The sequence below is a fragment of the Candidatus Margulisiibacteriota bacterium genome (genome assembly GCA_041650635.1).
In the GTDB taxonomy this organism is placed as follows: domain Bacteria; phylum Margulisbacteria; class WOR-1; order JAKLHX01; family JBAZKV01; genus JBAZKV01.
Map to the genome: position 1 here is coordinate 1 of JBAZKV010000028.1, position 18,993 is coordinate 18,993.

Below are 18,993 nucleotides of genomic sequence, written 5' to 3' on the forward strand. Positions count from 1 at the left end.
TTGGATGCGAATACAAGACCTGGTCCGAAGCGTTGTTTTGTGCCGGGGGGCTTTCTTGGTCTGTCTTTACAAAGTCTTCCCGTAAGGGGGGCAGCCTCTCTTCAGACGGTCCTTCCGGCAGGGCAACAAATCCGGCAAACTCATCAAGCACGGTCTTGATCGCATCTGAAGAAGGCGTCGGAAGCCTGTTTATGCCTCCCGTTATAAGATCTGCCAGGTCTTCGGGAAGAAAGGACAATATCCTTTCGGCAAGCTCGGGCCCGAGCAGCGAGAGCAGAATAGTAGCTTTTTCCCGTCCGCTTAGCGTCATTTTATTGTCACTTCCCCTTTTCCTCTGACAGCCATTTTTTTAGCAGTTCCGCCACCCTGTCCGGAGACCTGCCGACCGCATCCCTCATCTGTTCAATGGCTCCTCCTCCCTGGGTCTGGACCCTGTCGTCTGACTTCTTTCTTTCGAGCGCCCTTCTTTTTCTTCTGGAAACAAGCCTAACTAAAATGAGCGACACCAAAAGCAGGGCAAGGCCTCCCGACATCCAGGCCAATTCCTGCCTGTACCTGCTGAGAGTTTTTATCGCCCCCAGTATAGGGTCCCTGTCGGAAGAGAACACGCCGGGATCAACAGCCCCCTTCGAAAACTCCGTGGCATAATGGAAAGGAACTTTTCTCAGTATTATCCTGTCTCCCCTTTTCCTGTTGTAGGGAAGGGCTCCTGCTATGGTCTCAAAAGTGGTCTTTTTGAGGGCAGCGGTAAGGTTGAACCTGTTGTCCACAAGCACGATAACGGTAAGTCTTTTGACCTTGGCTGCCTTTGCCGCTGCGGCTTTTTTGGCCGGCTGTTTTTTTGCCGCTTTGGTCTGTTTTTGGGATGTTTTGGCCGGCATCGGTTTTTTGGCTGCAGAGCCGTATTCAACATTGACCTTTATCAGGATGCTGTTCGGCGGATAAAAATTATTGACCAGGGTCTGCACTTTGCTGGAAAGTTCATTTTCGTAGGCTTCCTTCTGCTTAAGGATCTCTAATTCATCCGGTTTTTCTGGGCGTGACTCCTTTGGCGCAGCAGGAAGCGAAGTCACTTCTTTGGTAATTACGGGAACAACTTCTGCCGGCTGAAGCAGAGGCTTTGCTTCCAGGCTTGGAGCTTCAAAAGAGGCGGAAACTTCGGCCGTTTTCGGAAAATAGACTTCCATAGGAGTTGTCCGCATCTCTTCCTGATTCTCTGCTACGGCAGTCTTTGGACCACTCAATATGTTGCCGTAGATATCCACGATAATCACATTTTCCGGGCGCAGGTTTTCCACGCTGCCCGCCACCAGATGGACTATTCCGCTGATCTGTTCCTGGGAAAGGACCCTCCCTGTCTTTAGCTGCAGCAGGACCGAGGCAGTAACAGGAGCTTTTGTTACCTCAAAAAGCTCTGTCTTTGGTATCACTATCTGTATCCTGGCATCTTCTACCGAATCAATGCGGCTGATAGTGCGCGCCAGCTCTCCCGAGATAGCCCTGACAAACTGCACCCTTCTGTCAAAATCGGTGGTCCCAAGCTTGGACTGGTCAAAGATCTCCCAACCCACCACTCCTCCCGAAGGAATGCTCTTTTCCGCCAGCCCCAGCCTTGCCTCATCAGCTTTGCCCTTGGGAACTGCGATCGCTTTTCCGTTGTCCCTTATCTGGTAGGGTATCTTGAGAGCCTTTAACTGCGTCACAACATTGGCCGCATCTTTAAGATCGAGGTTGGAATAGACCACTGTATAACCCGCGTTAGGGTCTTTTGGGGCGCAGGAGCGGACCGCAAGCACGGCTATTATTATTACGAACACCAGCCCGACCGAGATAAAGATCGACAGCTGCCTGTTGTCCCTTAGAGCTGATTCCCCCATTTATTCCTCCATACTATATCTGCATCTGGGTTATTTCTTTAAAAGTATTCACCGCCGAGGTCACTGTGGTCACCGCCAACTGGACCGCTATGTTCATTTTGGCGGTAGCCACCATCACCTCGGACACATCCATATCTCCTCTGATATAACTTTCCATTGCCTGGTTGGCGGCAGCCTCTGTGTTGCTCACTCCCTCCAGCGCGTTCACCGCCTTGCTGAGCATATCATCAAAGATAGAAGATGAAGTCTTTATTTCCTGATTGCCGGCGGGACCTTTTGCCGGCTCAGCAGCAGAAGTGTTTTCCGTTCCCATTATCTGGGCCATCAGTTCGGGGCTTATCCTTCCAACAGGTTCTGCCATTTTCTTTTCTCCTTACTGGATCTGCAGGGCGTCCTGCCCCATTTTTTTTGCCGCATTAAAGACAGTGATGTTGGCTTCATAAAGCTTGCTGGAATAGATCAGGTCCGTCATCTCGGTTGCCAGGCTTACATTGGGAAGCGAAACATAACCATTGACATCCGCGTCCGGATGCCCCGGGTTGTAGACCTTTTGCATGGGCGAAGCCTTGTCGTCAACGACCTTGACTAAAACCCCTCCGGGACCTCCCGAAAGCTTTTTCTGCGCCCTGGAAAGCTGGCTCTCAAAAGAGAGCGGCGACTCCGCATAGACCGCGACTTTTCTTTTGTAGACGCCGCCGTCCTGGGTCCGGGTTGTATTGATATTGGCCATGTTGCTTGCTATAAGCTCCATATGCGCTTTTTCCGCCAGTATCCCGCTTACAGAAATATCCATGGCACGGTTAATGCTCATCTATCACTTTCTCCCCTGGGTAACGACCGCCCTTAAAACAGCCAGTTTTGCCGTAAGCATCTTGGAAAAAGCCGAATACCTGGCATTGTTTTTTGCCATGTCCGCCATCTCTTCTTCAAGGCTTACATCCCTCTTTTCCAGGCGCTTTACCGCTTTGTCGAGCGTTTCATCAAACTTGAGCGCTTCATAGCCGGGGGTCTTTGCGTTTGCGATGTTATGGGCAACGACTTCCTGGATCTTGGAAGAATTACCCATCGCATTTTCGAGGCTTCCGAAAGTCGGATCAAATATCTCCATGCCGCTCCCCTATTTGAGTTTTTCTCTCAGCTTATAGATCGCCCGCGCAATGACCCGGTTCACCTTGCTGCGCGAAAGCTTAAGGTCTTTTGCTATGTCTTTCTGGTTAACGCCCTTCCTGTAGAACAGCTTCAGTATCTTTTTCTCCATCCCAGGCAGTTCTTCTATGGCCGCGTTCAGCCTGGTCTGCAAATCCTTCCACTCCAGTTCGTCCACCGGTGTTGTTTCCCCGGACACCTGTATCTCGGACCCGTCCAGCACCTGGTCAAGGGAAACCAGGTACATAAGGGCCGAGGCCGATACTATCCTTTTGATCTTTGAAACGGCTGTCTTGAACTCCTCTTCCGTCAGTTTTTTCTTCTCGAGCATCTTGACCTCTTTGGCGGAGAGGCCTTCGAGTTCGGCGCTCTTTTTTACCACGGCGCTGTAGCCTTTTTTGGCAAGATCGCGTATCATCACCTGGATCCTGTAAGGAACGGGATTATAGTACTTAAGGCCGTCAAGGATCTCCCCTCTTACCCTGTAAGAGGCATATGTCTCAAATTTAACTCCCCTTTTGGGGTCAAAGTTGTCCCAGGCCTTCATGAGGCCTATCATCCCGTCGCTCACCAGGTCGTTAAAATCAATGTTGGGGGGAAGTCCCTTTCCTGCTATCATCGCTGCTATAGAATGAACAAGAGGAACATAGACCTCGAGCGCGCCGGCGGTCCTTACCGCCTGCGGCTGTTCCTTTTTTTTGGGTTTGGCAGTTTGTTTTGCCATCCTTGTCAAAAAGTCCCTTCCTCTTTGCCGGCATCGACCATTCTTTTTGCAACAGTTTCATTTATCAGTTCATTAAACCCGAACGCATCATCTGCCGCGAGCTGTTTTATCATCTGGCCGGTAAAAAGCTCCGCATAAGAAGGGAACATATCGGTAGAACCCCAAAGCTCAGTCCCCTGGGGCTTGAACGCCTCGGAAAGAAGCTGCTGAAGGAAAACGGAAGAAAATTCCTTTGCCGCGGTCTCCCTGTTCAATGACCGGCCCTGGATCATTTCTGCCGCATTAAGCCCTGCCATCGGGTCTATGGACGGGATAAAAGAGCTCACTTATATTACCTCTATTTCGGCGTTAAGCGCGCCCGAAGCTTTTATGGCCTGGAGTATGGCTATCAGGTCCCTCGGGGCCGCACCCAGGCTGTTGAGAGCCTTGATAAGATCGTTAAGGCTGGACCCGGAAGAGACTGCCGATAGTTTTTTTATGTTCTCCTTGACCCTGAGGCTTGCGGTCGAGATATCCGCACCTCCCAAACCTTCCGAGGCAACAGTAACATTGCCTATCTGCACCGTAAAATTTCCGTAAGACACGGCCACCGGCGCTATCCTGATATTTTCGCCTATAACAACGGTCCCGGTACGCTCGTTAACCACTATCCTAGCTTTAACATCCGGAACTACCCGGAGGTTCTCTATAGTCGAGATCAGAGATACCAGGTCCGTACCGGGCTCAACCACCACCATTACCGCGGAGGCGTCCGAAGACCGGGCGTCATAGCCTTTCTTGGCTATCGTATAGGCCACTCTTGAGGCTGTGGTAAAATCGGGTTCGTTCAAAAGAACAGTCAGGGTTGAAAGCGTGCCGGACCCTTTATATTTTGCCCCTTCCGGGTACTCGGAGGACAAAGGCTCTTCGATCCCCACACGCACTTCTTTTTCAACTATCCCTCCCCCGGGGATCCTGGCAACCGTCGTCACTTCTCTGTTCATCGGCAGCAGACCTGCCCCGGACGAAGCGCCTCCCAAAGATACGGATCCCTGAGCCAGCGCATATACAACTCCGTCGGGGCCCTGGAGCGGAGTAAGCAGCAGCGTACCGCCCCTAAGGCTGGTCGCATCCCCCAACGAAGATACCGTCACATCTATTTTTTGCCCGGGTTTTAAGAACGGCGGAAGGGTAGCCGTGACCATGACAGCGGCCACGTTCCTCGATTTAAATTCCTTGTTCTTTGGTATGTCCGAATAGTTATAGATGGGATTGGTATTGGACCGTGAGATCGGGCTGGGAGCCTGAAGACCCATCGCGCTCAAAAGGTTTGTAAGCGCCTGTTTTGTGAACTCGGTCTGCTGGCTGTCGCCGGTATGGCGAAGCCCCGCAACAAGCCCGAAACCCATCAGCTGATTATCGCGGGCCTGCTGGATGGTGGCAATATCCTTTATCCTTGCCTGAGGAGATGCCGCATATAAAGCGCAGGGAAAAAGAAAGAGCGCCGATAAGGCCAGCGATAAAAACAAAAGAGCCGTTCTTTTCATGCCGCTCCTCCCTTAAAAGATCATGTCCAGGATCCTGGTTATCACCCCGGGCGTCGAAGCCGTCCCAACAGTTCCTACACCTTTTACCGAAATATCAGCATCGGCCACCTGGTAAGAATAGATGGTGTTCCAGCTGGTGATATCCTTGGTCCTGATCACGCCTTTGATCATTATGTCCTGTTTTTCCTCGTTAACCGATACCTTATGGTGTCCCATTATCCTGAGGTTGCCTCCCGGCTCGATATCTGACACCTGGGCAGATACAGCCGCGATAACATTGCTGGTCCTGGTAGTTGCACCCGCCCCCTTATATTTGTTGCCCCAGGCCGCGCTTGCCGAATTGTTGGGAGCTATGGTGCCGGTTATTCTCTCAATGGTGTGGGAAAAGCTCGCGCTCAGGTTGTCCTGGTTCTGCGTGTCCGTGCCGGCTTTTTGCACGGCTGAGGTTGTTTCCAGTATCAGTATAGTTATTACATCCCCCACCTTGTACATTTTTTGCGTTGAATAAGGAGAAGGAAGCTCCTGCCTAAAAATGGAATCAGCCCTGCAGTTTCCCGTAGAGAAAAACAAAAAAGCAAGCAGAAGCAGAAAAAATGACGGCCTGTGCAGTTTCATCTTCCCGCTCCTTTCCCGGATCTCAAGGTTTTCCTGGCTCTGTTGTTTGGGCCCACCAGCACGACCGTCGGCCGAAAGGATTTTATTTCGTCCTCGCTCACCAATGCATAGGTTATCAAAATTATTATATCACCTCTGGCCCCCAGCCTTGCCGCGGCCCCGTTAAGGCATACCGTCCCGGACTTTCTTCTGCCTTTCATCACATAGGTCTCAAGACGGCTGCCGTTGTTAACGTTCACAATCTGGACCTTTTCCCCATCCAGAATGCCGGCAAGGTCCAGCAGATCTTGGTCCACAGTGATGCTGCCCTCGTAATCCAGCCTTGCATCTGTAATGGTAAGGCGGTGTATCTTGGCCCTCATTAGCTGCCTGAATATCATCTTATCTGCGCCTCCGAAGGCCCCGTTATATAGGCCTCAATAACCTTGTTCGAGGGAGTGTTCTTAAACCTGATCTTCTGCCCAATATAGCCGTCCTCAAGCGCGGTGCAGGAGGCGCCGGCCAAAATATCCCCTCGGACAGAAAAAACCGTGATCTCTCTTCCTTTTACCACATCCGGGATCTTTCTTGCCATCCATTCCAGTACCAGCGTCCCCTTGGGCATCAGGGTCACCGACTCTTTGCCTTCCACCCTGGCCCTGTCAAAGACGATACCGGCAGGAAGGTGGGAGATGTCCCTTTCAACATAGTCCGTATTCAAGGAAGTAAAGACCTCCCCTTTCCTTATTTTATCCGAAACTGCAAGAACATTCTTCATTATTTTTATCCTGGACTGCAGATAGACCGTTTCTTTGTACTTGCCCTTTTCATATATCTTTACCGGAAGGACCGCGCTTCCCGAGAGTTTCTGGTTGACGGGGTAGTCCAGTTTTACCGAAAAACCCCCGCCGGTCCTCTTTTTGTAACGCTCCAGAACACCTGAGCTTTTCAGCTCGATCTCGATCCTTGAATCCTTGAGCCCGGCATCCCTTGATATTATACAGTCTTTGACCTGCTGTCTAACGGAATCCTCAAGCCCCGCTTCGGCCTGTCCCAGAAGAGCCGTCAACAGGACCAGGCAAACCGCTAATCGCCTCACGCTTTAGCCCTTCATCCTTTCAAGGGTGGTAAGCATTGCTTCGTAACTTGACACTGCCTTTGTGACGGTGTCGAACACCCTCTGGACCATTATCATCCTCATCATTTCGGAAATAACATCCACATTGGACTGCTCAAGAGCTCCCTGCTGAATGTAGCCGAAGTTGTCTTGCGTCGGGTTGCCGAACAGAGGCTCTCCGGACGAATCAGTCTGAGCGAACAGGTTCTGCCCGATGCTCTTGAGTCCGGGAGCGTTAGGGAATTTAGCAAGGACAAGCTGCCCTATTTCTGTGGCTTCCGAAGAGTTATTGATATAGACCAGTACGGTGCCGTCCTGCTTGACCAATACTGATGTAGTGCCCTCGGGGATCGTTATCGGAGGGTCCATCATCCTTCCGTTGGGGTCCACAACATTGCCCTGGTTATCAATGTGGAAGTTCCCTGCCCTGGTGTAGGCCGGAGTTCCGTCGGCAAGAGTAAGCTGAAAAAAACCTTCGCCCTGTATTGCAAGGTCCATAGGCTGGTTGGTGGTTTCGATCGTGCCCTGCATAAAATCCTTGCGGGTAGATGTCACTCTTACGCCGGTCCCATATTCAAGGGAATCGGAGGAAAGGCCGTTGGCCTTTTTTATCGCCTCGGCAAGTTTTGAATCAAAGGTTTTTTCCACATAAAGCAGGCTTTCCTTTTCCGTCCTGCCCTTTTTAAATGCCACGGTCTTTGCATTCGCAAGATTGTTGGAGATGTCTATCATTTCGTCCTGAAATGTGTTGAGCCCGGTTGCCGCGACATAGAGCGGTTGGAACATGATCGTTACCTCCTTTTATCCGTCATTGGGCGGGACGCCCCATTTCAAGGGACCTTGTAAGAGAGGCATCCCTTGTTTGTATGATCTTGGCATCAAAGCCGTACACCCTCTGCAAAAAGATCATCTGCATCATCTCGTCCATGATGTTCACATTTGAAGCCTCGATATAACCCTGCAGGACCCTGGGGTTCTCGTTCACGGAGTAGATCAGAGAGCCGTTCTCCGGGACCTTAAAGACAACATTGTTGACCGACTCCAGTTTGGACGGGTCCTCAAAAACAACTATCTTCATGGTGTCGATCTTTGCCCCGTCGGACATTATGTCGCCGTTCTGCATGATCTCTATTGACGAGCCCGGAACGACGGCGATAGAGCCTCCCTGTCCGAGAACCGGGTTCCTGCCCGAAACCGACTTTAGCACGCCGTTCTCATCCAGAGTAAACCTCCCGTCCCTGGTGTACAGCTCTCCGGAAGCGCCTTCCAGAGCAAAGTACCCTTCCCCGACCACGGCAAGGTCCGTAGGAGAACCGGTACGCAGAAGCGCTCCGTGGGTTTTATCCTGCTGAACGCTTTTTACTTCCGGGACCATTGCCTGAGCTCCCGCAGACTTGTTCTGGGCTTTTTGGAGCATCACGGGAAAAGAATTGACCTGGACCTGGCTCTTTTTAAAGCCCGGCGTCTGCGCATTGACTATATTGTTCATCATTGCCTTGACATTCTGGTCCGTTGTGTCAAGGCCTCTTCTTCCTATTTCGAGTATCCTGTCGGTCATTTACAGTCTCCGTACCTTTCGCTATATATATTTTTATATATTATACACAAGGGTCAAGAAAAAGCAAGAAAGATCTGCCTGAATTATAGCACGGGGGTAAAAGATAGCAAGAAAGATTATTTCCGGCTGTCTTTTCTAATCTTTTTGAACAGTTTTTCTTTTTTAGCGGCCATCCTGTCCAGCTGGTAGACAAAGAACAGGACCTCGGCCACAAGCACATATAGTTCGGGAGGAACAGGCATATCGATCTGCAGCTTGGAAAGCATTGATGCAAGGCCGGCATTTTCGTGCAGCGGGATCTTGTTCTCTTCCGCTATCCTTAATATCTCATCGGCAACCACTCCTTTGCCCGAAGCAACAATAAGAGGGGCCGAATCCTTGTCCATCTCATAGCGGATGGCTATAGCCGTCTTTTTTTTGTTGTCTTCTTCCGCCATTACGCCTCCGTATCTATCCTGAACAGGTGCTCCAGTCCCAGGAGCGGTAAAAGATAGGGCTTGATCATCGCCATCGAAGGGCTGAGCTTTACCATGAGGTTTTGAACATTATAGTCTTTGCTGTTGAGGGCTTTTTTCAGCGTTTTGCTCTCTTCCTCGACCAGCTTTTTGACATCCTCATACTCGGTGTTGAAAATGAACTTAAGGTCCTTGTTCTTTACGGTAAGAGATACCACTATCTTGCCAAGACTCTGCGTTTCAAGCCCTATGACCAGCTGGGTGTTCTTTGGATCTATCGAAGCGCTCCTGCCCTGCTCCTGCTTGATTATTATGTCCACCGTGCTAGGAGGTTTGACAAGGCTGTTGGGCACCTGGTAATAGAGATAGTTCTCCTGGCCTAGATTTTCCTTGGCCGGTTTCTGGCTCAGCAAAGCCTGGGCCATCAGATTATCCAAAAGGCCGTTCATTTTATTGATGGAAGACATTAGAGAGGAAATAAAGGATTCGCCTTCCAGCGTTGAGCCTTGGGACTTGCCCATCGCTTTTTCCTGGAGGCCCTCCAGCAGGGCTTTCATGCTGCGCACATCGCTTAGAAGGTCCTGCCTGTCTATTAGCGGAAGTCCTTCGGTAGTGAACTTATACTTTTTGGGAAGGTCCTCTATCATGTTCATGAACTGGGAGATGAGAGCCGATACATTGGTCAGGACCGAAGATGACAGCAGCGTCGGATTGGCGGCTATCGCCGCCGAAAGGTTTGCAAAGGATTCTTTGGCGGAAAGAAGCTGAGAAGCCATGGAAGGGTTTTCAGAAAACTGATTTGCCAGCGCTCTCAGCGCCCCTTTGGGTGCATCCACGCCCTTAAGGATAAGGACCAGCGCGGCCTCCTGGGTGTTTACCGCCTTGTCGGTGCCGTCAAGCAGTGACAGGGCTCTGCCAAAGTTCTCTCTGGAAAGCTCGATGCCGAATTTAAGCATGAGGGAAGCAAGCTTAACATTTGCCTCCGTGTCGGGCAGCTGCATCGATAAAAGGTGGGCTTTCAGGTCCGATACTGTGAGCTGTCTTGCGACGCTTGTTCTCTGGGCGGTTAGCGGGGCGGGTGCCTGTGTCTGGGCCTGCATCTCGGTCTGGGCAACCGGGGTCTTTGCGGCGGCCTCTTTTGCGGGAGCCGCGTCCCCGGAAGTGTTGGCTTTTACGCCCGAAGGCCAGATCACCGGTTTGCCCGGGTGGATACCTCCTCCAGCAGCAGCAAAATTGTCCGCCATATCCTTTTACCCCAAAAAATGATAACCCCAAATAGATATATTGTCAAACAAGGGGGTTCTAAGTATCTATCGTACTATGAGAGAAGAATCTTGCAGGGAAATACAACAGTGATGCGGAACTATTTGCCTTGTTTCGGCGCGGCTTTTGCCTTGGCATCGGTCTTTGCGGCCTCAGGCGCGGCGGCTCCGGCAGCGGCAGGGGCTCCGGGAGCTGCAGCGGCGCCGGCAGCGCCGGCTTCGGCCGCTGGGACCTCCCCTGCAACAGCAGCAGCTTCAACAGGAGCAGCAACTTCCTCTTCTTTGGCAGGAGCCGAAACAGTGACAACAACATCCTCTCCAAAAGAAGTGATAGAGACGCCTTTTGGAGGGACCACCTGAGAAACATGTATCGAAGCGCCGATCTTGAGAGTAGTAACATCCACCTCTATCTTGTCAGGAATGGCGGTAGGAAGACACTTGACCTCAAGCTGTCTTATTGCCTGAACAAGGATGCCGCCGTCAAGTTTGACACCTTCGGCCTCCCCTGTTAGGACAACAGGCACCTTGGTGCGTATTTCCTTCTCAAGGTCCACTTTTAAGAAGTCTATATGAGTGACTTTGTCAGTAATGGCATCGGACTCAATATCGTGTGCAAGCACCGGAAAGCTGGTCTTTCCGCTCTTCTGTTCAACATTGAGAGTGATAAGGGCGTTCTTTCCGGCGCTCCCCCTCATCACAGCCATAAAACCTTTGCTGTCAACCGACACGGAAACAGGCTCCATTCCCTTGCCGTAGACTACGGCGGGTATAAGGCCGGCCCTTCGCACGGCTGCTGCTTTTTGGTCCCTTGACTTGGCCTCTATCTGGATCTTTTTCATCATATATAGAAATTATATCTTAATTTTTCGGTAAAAACAACTGCGGTTGCCCGTGTGGCATGCAGGTCCGGTCTGGTCTACCTTGAGCAGTATAGCGTCAATATCGCAGTCGTAATATACCTCTTTAACGTCCTGGATATGCCCCGACTGCTCCCCTTTCATCCAGAACTTGTTCCTGCTCCTGCTCCAGTACCAGGCCTTTTTTTCTTTGACCGTGCGCTCAAGCGCTTCCCGGTTCATATAAGCCAGCATCAGCACCTCTCCGGTCTTGTGATCCTGCGCAATGGCCGGGACCAGCCCTTCGTTGTTAAACTTTATTTTGAGGCCCTTAAGCTCATCCTGAGTCATGTCCATCTTATTTCTCCTTATCAAAAGATATCCAGGCCGAGTCTTTTCCGTTGATCCTTTCGATCCTGTCAACAAGGTCCGGGGTAATATTGAACGCGAACCGGTCGCCTGCCGATACCACGCTGCCGTTCATGTGAAAAAAGGCCTTATCGGAACCCCCGTTTATGGAAAGAAGGTCCTTTATCCTTTTAAGGTTCTCAACTTTAACCCTCTCGTCCAGTCTTATGTGCAGGAACCTTGAGGCAGCGGGACTGTCCAGTAGCTCGGCCGACTCGCAGATGAGCTGGGGTTCGTCATCCTTAAAGTCCAGCCTGCCGGACAGGATAACAGGAGTGTCCTCTCCAAGAAGATTGGAATATTTTTCATAGGTCCTGGGAAACACCACCACTCTCATCGCTCCTGTAAGGTCTTCCAGAACCGCCACCAGCATCAGGTCCTTCTTTTTTGTCGTTATTTTTTTTGACCCGACCATTATCCCGCCAAGTCTGACAACAGCGCCTTCCCCTTTCTCAAGCGCCTCGGCTATTGGAATGGCAGCCCTTTTTGTAAGAGCATCTCCTATATGGTGCAGAGGATGGTCCGACAGGTAAAAGCCAAGAACATCCTTTTCCATCCGCAAAAGCTGGGGAGGCGAAAATTCCGGCTCTTCTTCGCAAAGGTTTTCGCTGCCTCCCACAGAAAGTTTAAGATCAAAAAGAGCTGACTGTCTCGATTGCCCTGCCCCTTCTTTCTGCGCCCTCAAGGTCACTGACGAGAGCCCCGACAAAAGAGCCGAGCGCCTCAGCTTAAAGCAGTCCATGGCACCCGCCTTGATCAGGCTCTCCAGGACTTTTTTATTGGCCTGCCTCAGATCGACCCTTCGGCACAGGTCCGAAAGGGACGAGAAAGGGCCTCCCGTCTGCCTTGCCGCAACTATAGACTCTATCGCTCCTATCCCGACATTCTTTATGGCCGCAAGCCCAAAGCGTATTGCCTGTCCTTCCACAGTAAAGTCCTTGGCGCTTTGATTGACATCTGGAGGGAGGACCTTTATCCCCATCCTTCTGCATTCCGAGACATAAAACACTACCTTGTCCGTCACCCCGGTAACCGAGGTGAGCAGGGCCGCCATGAACTCCACCGGATAATTGGCCTTAAGATAAGCGGTCTGGTAAGAAATAACCGCGTAAGAAGTGCTGTGCGACTTGTTAAACCCGTACCCCGCGAATTTTTCGACCAGGGCAAAGAGCTCTTCCGCTTTTTTCTGGGGGGTGCCGAGCTTTACCGCGCCCTCAATGAACTTTTGCCTCTGCTTTGCCATGAGGGCCGTCTTCTTCTTGCCCATGGCCCAGCGCAGGACATCCGCTTCTCCAAGAGTAAAACCCGCCACGGAGGAAGCTATCCTCATCACCTGTTCCTGATAAAGGATCACTCCGTAGGTCTCGCTAAGGACCGGCTCAAGCTCAGGGAGCTCATATTTGACCGGCACTTTGCCGTGCTTTCTCTTGGTAAAATCCTCCACCATCCCGCTTTCGAGCGGTCCCGGACGGTAAAGCGCCAGCAGCGCGATAACCTCCTCAAACTTTTCAGGCCTCAGTTCTTTTATGAGGCGGCGCATGCCGTGGCTCTCAAGCTGAAAGATGCCGATAGTTTCTCCCCTGCACAAAAGGTCGTAGGTGCTGCGGTCATCCAGAGGCAGACCAAGGACATCCAGTTCGATCCCTTTTGTGCTCTTAACGAGTTTGGTGGCATGAGCTATCATGGTCAGGTTGCGCAGCCCCAAAAAGTCCATCTTGAGCAGCCCGATCTTTTCTAGGTCTTCCATGGGATACTGCGTCACCGTCTGAGTCTCATTCATAAGGGAAAGCGGCACATATTCGGTAAGCGGCTTGTTGGAAATGACCACTCCTGCGGCATGTACGCTTGCATGGCGCGTCAGCCCTTCAAGGGTTTTTGCCGTATCAATGAGGTTCTTTACCGAAGGATCTGCCTCGTACATGCCTTTAAGCTCTTTGACCTCTTTCATGGCCTTATCTATCGACGCATCCGGCCCCTGGGGGATCAGCTTGGCTATCCTGTCAACTTCCGCCAGAGGGACTCTCTGCACCCTTCCAACATCCCTTATGGCGGCCCTGGCGGCCATGGTGCCAAAGGTGATTATCTGCGCCACATTGCTCTGGCCGTACTTTTTTGAAACATATTCTATTATCTCCTGCCTTCTTTCAAAGCAGAAATCCACATCTATGTCGGGCATGGTGACACGGTCCGGATTTAGGAACCTTTCAAATATAAGTCCGTACTTAAGAGGTTCTACTTCGGTGATCCCGATAGAATACGACACAATGCTCCCTGCGGCCGAACCTCTGCCGGGACCGACCTCTATCCCCTGCTGTTTGGCATAGTTGGTAAAATCCGATACTATAAGGAAGAAAGGGGCATATCCCACTTTTTCTATAACTCCCAGCTCATACTCAAGCCTGTCAATGGCCTCTTTAGAAGGTTTAGAGCCATACCGTTTTATCAGCCCTTCTTTTGCCAATTGTTTTAGATATGAGAATGAGGTATAGCCCTCCGGCACTTCGTATTCTGGCAGATGCAGCTTGCCGGTCTCTATCTCAAGCCTGCACTTTTCGGCGATCTCTTTTGTGTTGGTCAGCGCCTCCGGGCATTCCTTAAAAAGCTCATGCATTTCCAGCGCCGATTTTAAATAGAACTCTTCCCCTCCGAAGCGCATACGGTCTTCTTCATCAATGAAGCGCCCGGTTTGAATGCATAGCAGCACATCCTGCGCTTTTGCATCCTTTCTTTCCGTGTAGTGGGAGTCGTTCGTGGCGGCCACTTTGATGTCCAGCTTCTTGGATATCTTTAGAAGTTCCCTGTTTATGGTCTTTTGCTCGGGGATACCGTTGTCCATCATTTCCAGATAAAAATCTGCGCCAAGCACTTCCTTAAATTCGGCCGCTTTGCTGCCGGCTTCATCGTACTTCTCTTCCATTATGAGCCTGGGGATAAGACCGGCTATGCAGCCGGAGAGGACCACAAGCCCGTTCGAATGCTTTTTAAGGAGCTCAAGGTCTATCCTAGGCTTTTGGTAGAAACCCTCAAAATTGGACGCGGTGACCAGTTTTATGAGATTTAAATAGCCGTCGGTATTTTTGGCAAGGAGTGTAATGTGGAAAGGGGACCTGTCCTCTTTTGTGGACTTGTCGAACCTGGTGCGGGGAGCCAGATAGGCTTCGCAACCGATCACGGGATGGATGCCTTCTTTTTTTGCCGCCATAAAGAACTTTACCGCGGCGTACATGTTGCCGTGGTCCGTTATGGCAACAGCATCCATCCCTAACCGTTTTACCGCCCTTACTATATCCTCGACCCGGCTCGCCCCGTCAAGAAGACTGAATTCGCTGTGAACATGGAGATGAGCAAAATCCTTTGGACTGAAAGACATTTATTTTGCCGCTCCGATCCTGAACATCTTTGTCCCGCAGGTCGGGCAGGCGCCCGAAGTGGCGGGTTTGCCGTTCTTAAGTTTCACTTCCTTGCAATCCTTCATCTCTTTCTTGCACTTGCATTTTACGCAGTACGCTTCCATCACATCACCCCCTTTGCTCTGATATTTTAGCACACTATCCAAAGAACCAATGATACTATAGAGCTGAAGTTGGGGCAAGGGCTTACGGCTGAAGGCAGCCAAGGGTGTAGGGTCAAGGGTATAGTAGACGGTTTTCCGGCTTGACCCTTGCCCCTTGACCCTAATCAAGCACTGCTATCTTTCCTCTCCCCAATACCTTGGCACCTGCAACTATTCTGAACGGGTATATCCCGTTCCCTACTGTACTCCCAAAGTCATCCTTGCCGTCCCACTCAACCTCATTGTACCCTGCTTTCCCTCCCATACTCCCGGTTGAGTAGCTCCTCTTCCACACCAAGGCTCCTCTTACATCAAAGACATACACCAATATATTGCTGTCCACTGTAAGGTTGTATGTTATCTTTGTTGTCCCTGTCGTTGTATTGAATGGATTCGGGTAATTAAGAGGTGCCCCTATTATCTCTGCCTCAGACCCTGCTCTTACCTCAAGGTCGGTTGCCTCATAGGTTGCCCAGTTCCCCAGATAGTCCGATACCTCTATCTTAAGGTCATACTTGCCAGGTACCAGTTCGTTCTTAACTTTGAATGTGAATATGCCTGTGGTTGAATTATATGAATCAGTAGAAGCATCAAATAAGGCATATGTATACAGTGTTGAGCCAAGGGTTATCTTAAGATTATCTATATACACTCCTCCAACAGTTCCTGAGCCTGATAGTTTTGCTTTAAGTATGGGAATAGAATTAATGGCATCTCCTGACACCACTCCTGCCTCGTTTATTTTGACATCTGAGATAACGGGTTTAGTGGTGTTCAGATCGTATATAAGGACGCGGTTGTTAGATGCGTCACCTATAAACAGTTTTGCCCCGTCCACAAAAATGTTAAACGGGCCGGACAAGGTTTTTGAGGAAATGCCGCCGTTATTTGCCGTATTGGATGTCATGTCCGGCTGCCCGATCACTAGATCCGCCGCAGCATAATTTGTTGCCGGGATCGTGTTGTAAACCAGTGCCCTGTTGTTCCCGGAATCAGCTATGAATAATCTTGCGCCATCCGTAAAAATACTATACGGATGAGACATGCTTTTTGCGGAAATACCTCCATTATTTTCCGTGTTGGATGTCATGTCCGGCTGCCCGATCACTAGATCCGCCGCGGCATAATTTGTTGCCGGGATCGTGTTATAGATCAGCACTCTGTGATTTCGATCATCGGTCACAAATAATTTTGTGCCGTCTGTATATACACATGTGGGATTATACATACTTTTCTCCGAGATACCGCCGTAATTTTCCTCATTGGTTGTCATGTTTGGCTGTCCCAGCACAACATCTGCGGCAGCGTGATCTGTTGTAGGGATCGTGTTGTAAATAAGCACCCTGTTATTTAAATAATCGGCCACAAATAGTTTTGTGCCGTCGCTGCAAACACTGTATGGATAATATAAACCGGTCGCCGAAACACTGCCGCCGTCATTTGCGGCATTTGAGCCCATGGAAGATTGTCCTATAACTACATCTGCCGCGGCATGGGTTGTTGCAGGAATAGTATTGTAGATCAATATCCTGTGGTTGTTATTATCTGCTACAAAAAATTTAGAGCCGGTATTGTAGACACTTACCGGAATTGCTAAGCTGTTCGAGGAGACACCTCCGTTATTTGCTGTATTGGATGTCATGTCCGGCTGCCCAAGCGCCGCATCAGCCACCTGGTTGTCGGTTAAAGGTATTGAGTTGAAGATCAAAACCCTGTTATTGCGGCAATCGGCGACAAATAGTTTTGAGTCGATAACCCGTAAGCCCATGGGCTGGTAAAAACTCCCCGACATAACAACATCCGACTGGTTTATCTGATTATGCGTAAAATCCGGTTGGCCGATGACGAGGTCGGCAGGAGCATTGTTTAATGAGGGGATACTGTCATAGACCAGGACACGGTTGTTGTATTCATCCGCAACAAATAGTCTTGAGCCGGCAGCGTATACATCTCGAGGTAAATACAAGGTGCTGGGCCCCGCAGACCCTCCTTGGTTTATTGAATTTGATATCATGTCAGGCTGCCCTATCACTGTGTCAGCAGATGCGTTATCGCCTGTCGGCACCGAGTTGTAAACTAGGACACGGCTGTTGTTTTGATCCACAACAAATAATTTTGTGCCGTCAGAATAGATGCCCCTTGGATAATACAAGGTATTATCCCCAACACCACCTCCCTGATTTATTGAATTTGATGTCATATCAGGCTGCCCTATCACTGTATCAGCAGATGCGTTATTGCTTGTCGGTATAGTGTCATATATTAGTACACGATTGTTGTATTGATCTGCCAGGAATAGTCTTATGCCGTCAGAATAGATGCCCCTTGGATAATACAAAGTGTCACCCCCTGCGCCCCCTCCCTGATTTGCCGAATTAGATATCATATCAGGCTGCCCTACAACTACATCCGCCAATGCATTATTGCCTGTCGGTATAGTGCTGTAGATAAGGACGCGATTATTGTCCCGGTCCGCAACAAATAATTTCCCTCCGGAAACAAATATCCACCAGGGGTTATTCAGCGTCGCGGCGCCTGCGCTTCCTCCTTGGTTCACTGAATTAGACATCATATCAGGCTGCCCGATAACCACGTCCGCAGATGCATTATTGCTTGTCGGTATGGTGTTGTAGATAAGAACACGGTTATTATAAGTATCCGCAATGAATAATCTTGTTCCGTCAGAAAACACACCCCGAGGATAATACAAAGTATTAGCCCTCGTATTTCCCCCCTGATTTCTTGAACTAGATATCATATCAGGCTGTCCGATAACTATGTCCGCAGATACATCACTGACTGTCGGTATAGCGTTATAGATAAGAACGCGGCTGTTCCCGCTGTCAGCCACAAACAATCTAGTCCCGTCAGAAGATACCGCATCCGGATATAATAATGTTTTTCCATACCCTACCTGGTTTATCCAGTTCGAGTTCATGTCCGGCTGGCCGATGACGACATCGGCCGCGGAATTTGCGATCGAATCTATTGCGTGAGGCCTTATCCCCGGCATCATCACAAGGGCAATGGAGAAGGCGGCAATGGTGGGGGCAAGGTAGAAGCCAAGCCAAAGACGCTTGGATTTTAGTTTAATTGTCGTTTTAGATAGGTTTCTAAGCATATTTTGTTTGGGTCAAGGGTTTAGGGTCAAGGGTATAGTAGACGGGTTTCCGGCTTGACCCTTGCCCCTTGACCCTAGTCCAGCACCGCTATCTTTCCTCTCCCCAATACCTTGGCGCCTGCAACTATCCTAAACGGGAATATCCCGTTCCCTACTGTGCTTCCAAAGTCATCCTTGCCATCCCACTCAACCTCGTTATACCCGGCTTTGCCTCCCATACTGCCTGACTGGCAGCTTCTTTTCCAAACAAGGGCTCCTCTAACATCAAAAAGATAGATCATGATATTGGTGTCAACCGTAAGTGTGTAAGTTATCTTTGTAGCTCCCGTTGCCGTGCTGAACGGGTTTGGATGATTAAGAGGGACCCCCTCCATACGAACTTCTCCGGACCGGTCTTTTACCGTAAGCGCTGCTGCTTCAAAGGTCCCCCAGTTGCCAAGATAGTCCGACACCTCTATCCTAAAATCGCACACACCTGTCGGAAGTATGCTTTTACTCTTGAATATAAATATCCCGGTAGTTGGATTGTAAGAATCCGTCGTAGCATCGAATGAAGCATAAGTATAAAGGGACGGGCCCAGTATGATCTTGAGATTATCAATAAAGACTCCTCCCACCGCCCCTTCGGCAGAAAGTTTTGCCTTTATGACCGGAGAAGGCGTTATGATATCGCCCGAAACAACCCCGGCATCGTTCATTTTGACCTCCGAAATAACCGGCCTGCCGGATGACAATTCATAGATAAGGACCCGGCTGTTAGATTCATCTGCCACGCACAGCCTGGAAAGATCGCTCCAGATCCCGGACGGGTTCTTC

21 protein-coding genes are annotated in these 18,993 nt (G+C 50.2%); all 21 read right to left on the bottom strand.

Annotated features, from left to right (window positions below; genetic code table 11):
• Positions 1–310, bottom strand: a 310-nt coding sequence (locus WC490_07225; protein ID MFA5098394.1) for a hypothetical protein, incomplete at its 3' end; no start/stop codon positions are given.
• A 7-nt stretch (positions 311–317) separates the two neighbouring features.
• Entirely contained in the window at positions 318–1,877 is a 1,560-nt protein-coding gene (gene fliF, locus WC490_07230) for a flagellar basal-body MS-ring/collar protein FliF (GenBank protein ID MFA5098395.1), read from the bottom strand.
• Positions 1,878–1,890: 13 nt separating this feature from the next.
• Positions 1,891–2,238: a flagellar hook-basal body complex protein FliE gene (locus WC490_07235; GenBank protein MFA5098396.1), complete on the bottom strand. Its 348-nt coding sequence runs from the start codon at positions 2,236–2,238 to the stop codon at positions 1,891–1,893.
• A gap of 12 nt (positions 2,239–2,250) precedes the next feature.
• Positions 2,251–2,688: a flagellar basal body rod protein FlgC gene (flgC, locus tag WC490_07240; GenBank protein ID MFA5098397.1), complete on the bottom strand. Its 438-nt coding sequence runs from the start codon at positions 2,686–2,688 to the stop codon at positions 2,251–2,253.
• A 3-nt stretch (positions 2,689–2,691) separates the two neighbouring features.
• Positions 2,692–2,985 carry a flagellar basal body protein gene (locus WC490_07245; protein MFA5098398.1) on the bottom strand — a complete coding sequence of 98 codons (294 nt, stop codon included), beginning with the start codon at positions 2,983–2,985 and terminating at the stop codon, positions 2,692–2,694.
• 9 nt (positions 2,986–2,994) lie between these two features.
• Complete coding sequence (locus tag WC490_07250; protein ID MFA5098399.1) at positions 2,995–3,747, bottom strand: sigma-70 family RNA polymerase sigma factor; 753 nt, start codon at positions 3,745–3,747, stop codon at positions 2,995–2,997.
• Between the two features lie 5 nt (positions 3,748–3,752).
• Positions 3,753–4,073 (bottom strand): hypothetical protein, encoded by a 321-nt coding sequence (locus tag WC490_07255; GenBank protein MFA5098400.1) that lies wholly within the window; start codon positions 4,071–4,073, stop codon positions 3,753–3,755.
• The gene (locus tag WC490_07260) at positions 4,074–5,273 is read right to left on the bottom strand and encodes a flagellar basal body P-ring protein FlgI (protein MFA5098401.1); all 1,200 of its coding nucleotides are present in this window, start codon (positions 5,271–5,273) and stop codon (positions 4,074–4,076) included.
• 12 nt (positions 5,274–5,285) lie between these two features.
• Entirely contained in the window at positions 5,286–5,888 is a 603-nt protein-coding gene (locus WC490_07265) for a flagellar basal body L-ring protein FlgH (GenBank protein ID MFA5098402.1), read from the bottom strand.
• The gene (panD, locus tag WC490_07270) at positions 5,885–6,265 is read right to left on the bottom strand and encodes an aspartate 1-decarboxylase (protein ID MFA5098403.1); all 381 of its coding nucleotides are present in this window, start codon (positions 6,263–6,265) and stop codon (positions 5,885–5,887) included. Before panD ends, WC490_07265 begins: the two co-directional genes overlap by 4 nt.
• Positions 6,265–6,966, bottom strand: coding sequence for a flagellar basal body P-ring formation chaperone FlgA (gene flgA / locus WC490_07275; GenBank protein MFA5098404.1), 702 nt, complete (start codon positions 6,964–6,966; stop codon positions 6,265–6,267). The genes panD and flgA overlap by 1 nt, the downstream gene beginning before the upstream one ends.
• A 3-nt stretch (positions 6,967–6,969) precedes the next feature.
• The gene (gene flgG, locus WC490_07280; protein ID MFA5098405.1) at positions 6,970–7,770 is read right to left on the bottom strand and encodes a flagellar basal-body rod protein FlgG; all 801 of its coding nucleotides are present in this window, start codon (positions 7,768–7,770) and stop codon (positions 6,970–6,972) included.
• Between the two features lie 22 nt (positions 7,771–7,792).
• Positions 7,793–8,542, bottom strand: a complete 750-nt coding sequence (locus WC490_07285) for a flagellar hook basal-body protein (protein MFA5098406.1) — start codon at positions 8,540–8,542, stop codon at positions 7,793–7,795.
• A 116-nt stretch (positions 8,543–8,658) separates the two neighbouring features.
• On the bottom strand, positions 8,659–8,979 hold the full coding sequence (locus WC490_07290) for an EscU/YscU/HrcU family type III secretion system export apparatus switch protein (GenBank protein ID MFA5098407.1): 321 nt from the start codon (positions 8,977–8,979) through the stop codon (positions 8,659–8,661).
• Entirely contained in the window at positions 8,979–10,241 is a 1,263-nt protein-coding gene (locus WC490_07295; protein MFA5098408.1) for a flagellar hook-length control protein FliK, read from the bottom strand. The genes WC490_07290 and WC490_07295 overlap by 1 nt, the downstream gene beginning before the upstream one ends.
• A 119-nt stretch (positions 10,242–10,360) precedes the next feature.
• Positions 10,361–11,101, bottom strand: coding sequence for a 50S ribosomal protein L25 (locus tag WC490_07300; GenBank protein MFA5098409.1), 741 nt, complete (start codon positions 11,099–11,101; stop codon positions 10,361–10,363).
• Between the two features lie 9 nt (positions 11,102–11,110).
• Positions 11,111–11,452, bottom strand: a complete 342-nt coding sequence (gene hisI / locus WC490_07305) for a phosphoribosyl-AMP cyclohydrolase (GenBank protein MFA5098410.1) — start codon at positions 11,450–11,452, stop codon at positions 11,111–11,113.
• 1 nt (position 11,453) lies between these two features.
• Entirely contained in the window at positions 11,454–14,873 is a 3,420-nt protein-coding gene (locus WC490_07310) for a DNA polymerase III subunit alpha (protein ID MFA5098411.1), read from the bottom strand.
• Positions 14,874–15,017 (bottom strand): DUF5679 domain-containing protein, encoded by a 144-nt coding sequence (locus tag WC490_07315; GenBank protein MFA5098412.1) that lies wholly within the window; start codon positions 15,015–15,017, stop codon positions 14,874–14,876.
• A 160-nt stretch (positions 15,018–15,177) separates the two neighbouring features.
• Positions 15,178–18,177 carry a hypothetical protein gene (locus tag WC490_07320; GenBank protein MFA5098413.1) on the bottom strand — a complete coding sequence of 1,000 codons (3,000 nt, stop codon included), beginning with the start codon at positions 18,175–18,177 and terminating at the stop codon, positions 15,178–15,180.
• Between the two features lie 74 nt (positions 18,178–18,251).
• A partial coding sequence (locus WC490_07325; GenBank protein MFA5098414.1) for a hypothetical protein occupies positions 18,252–18,993 on the bottom strand: 742 nt, incomplete at its 5' end.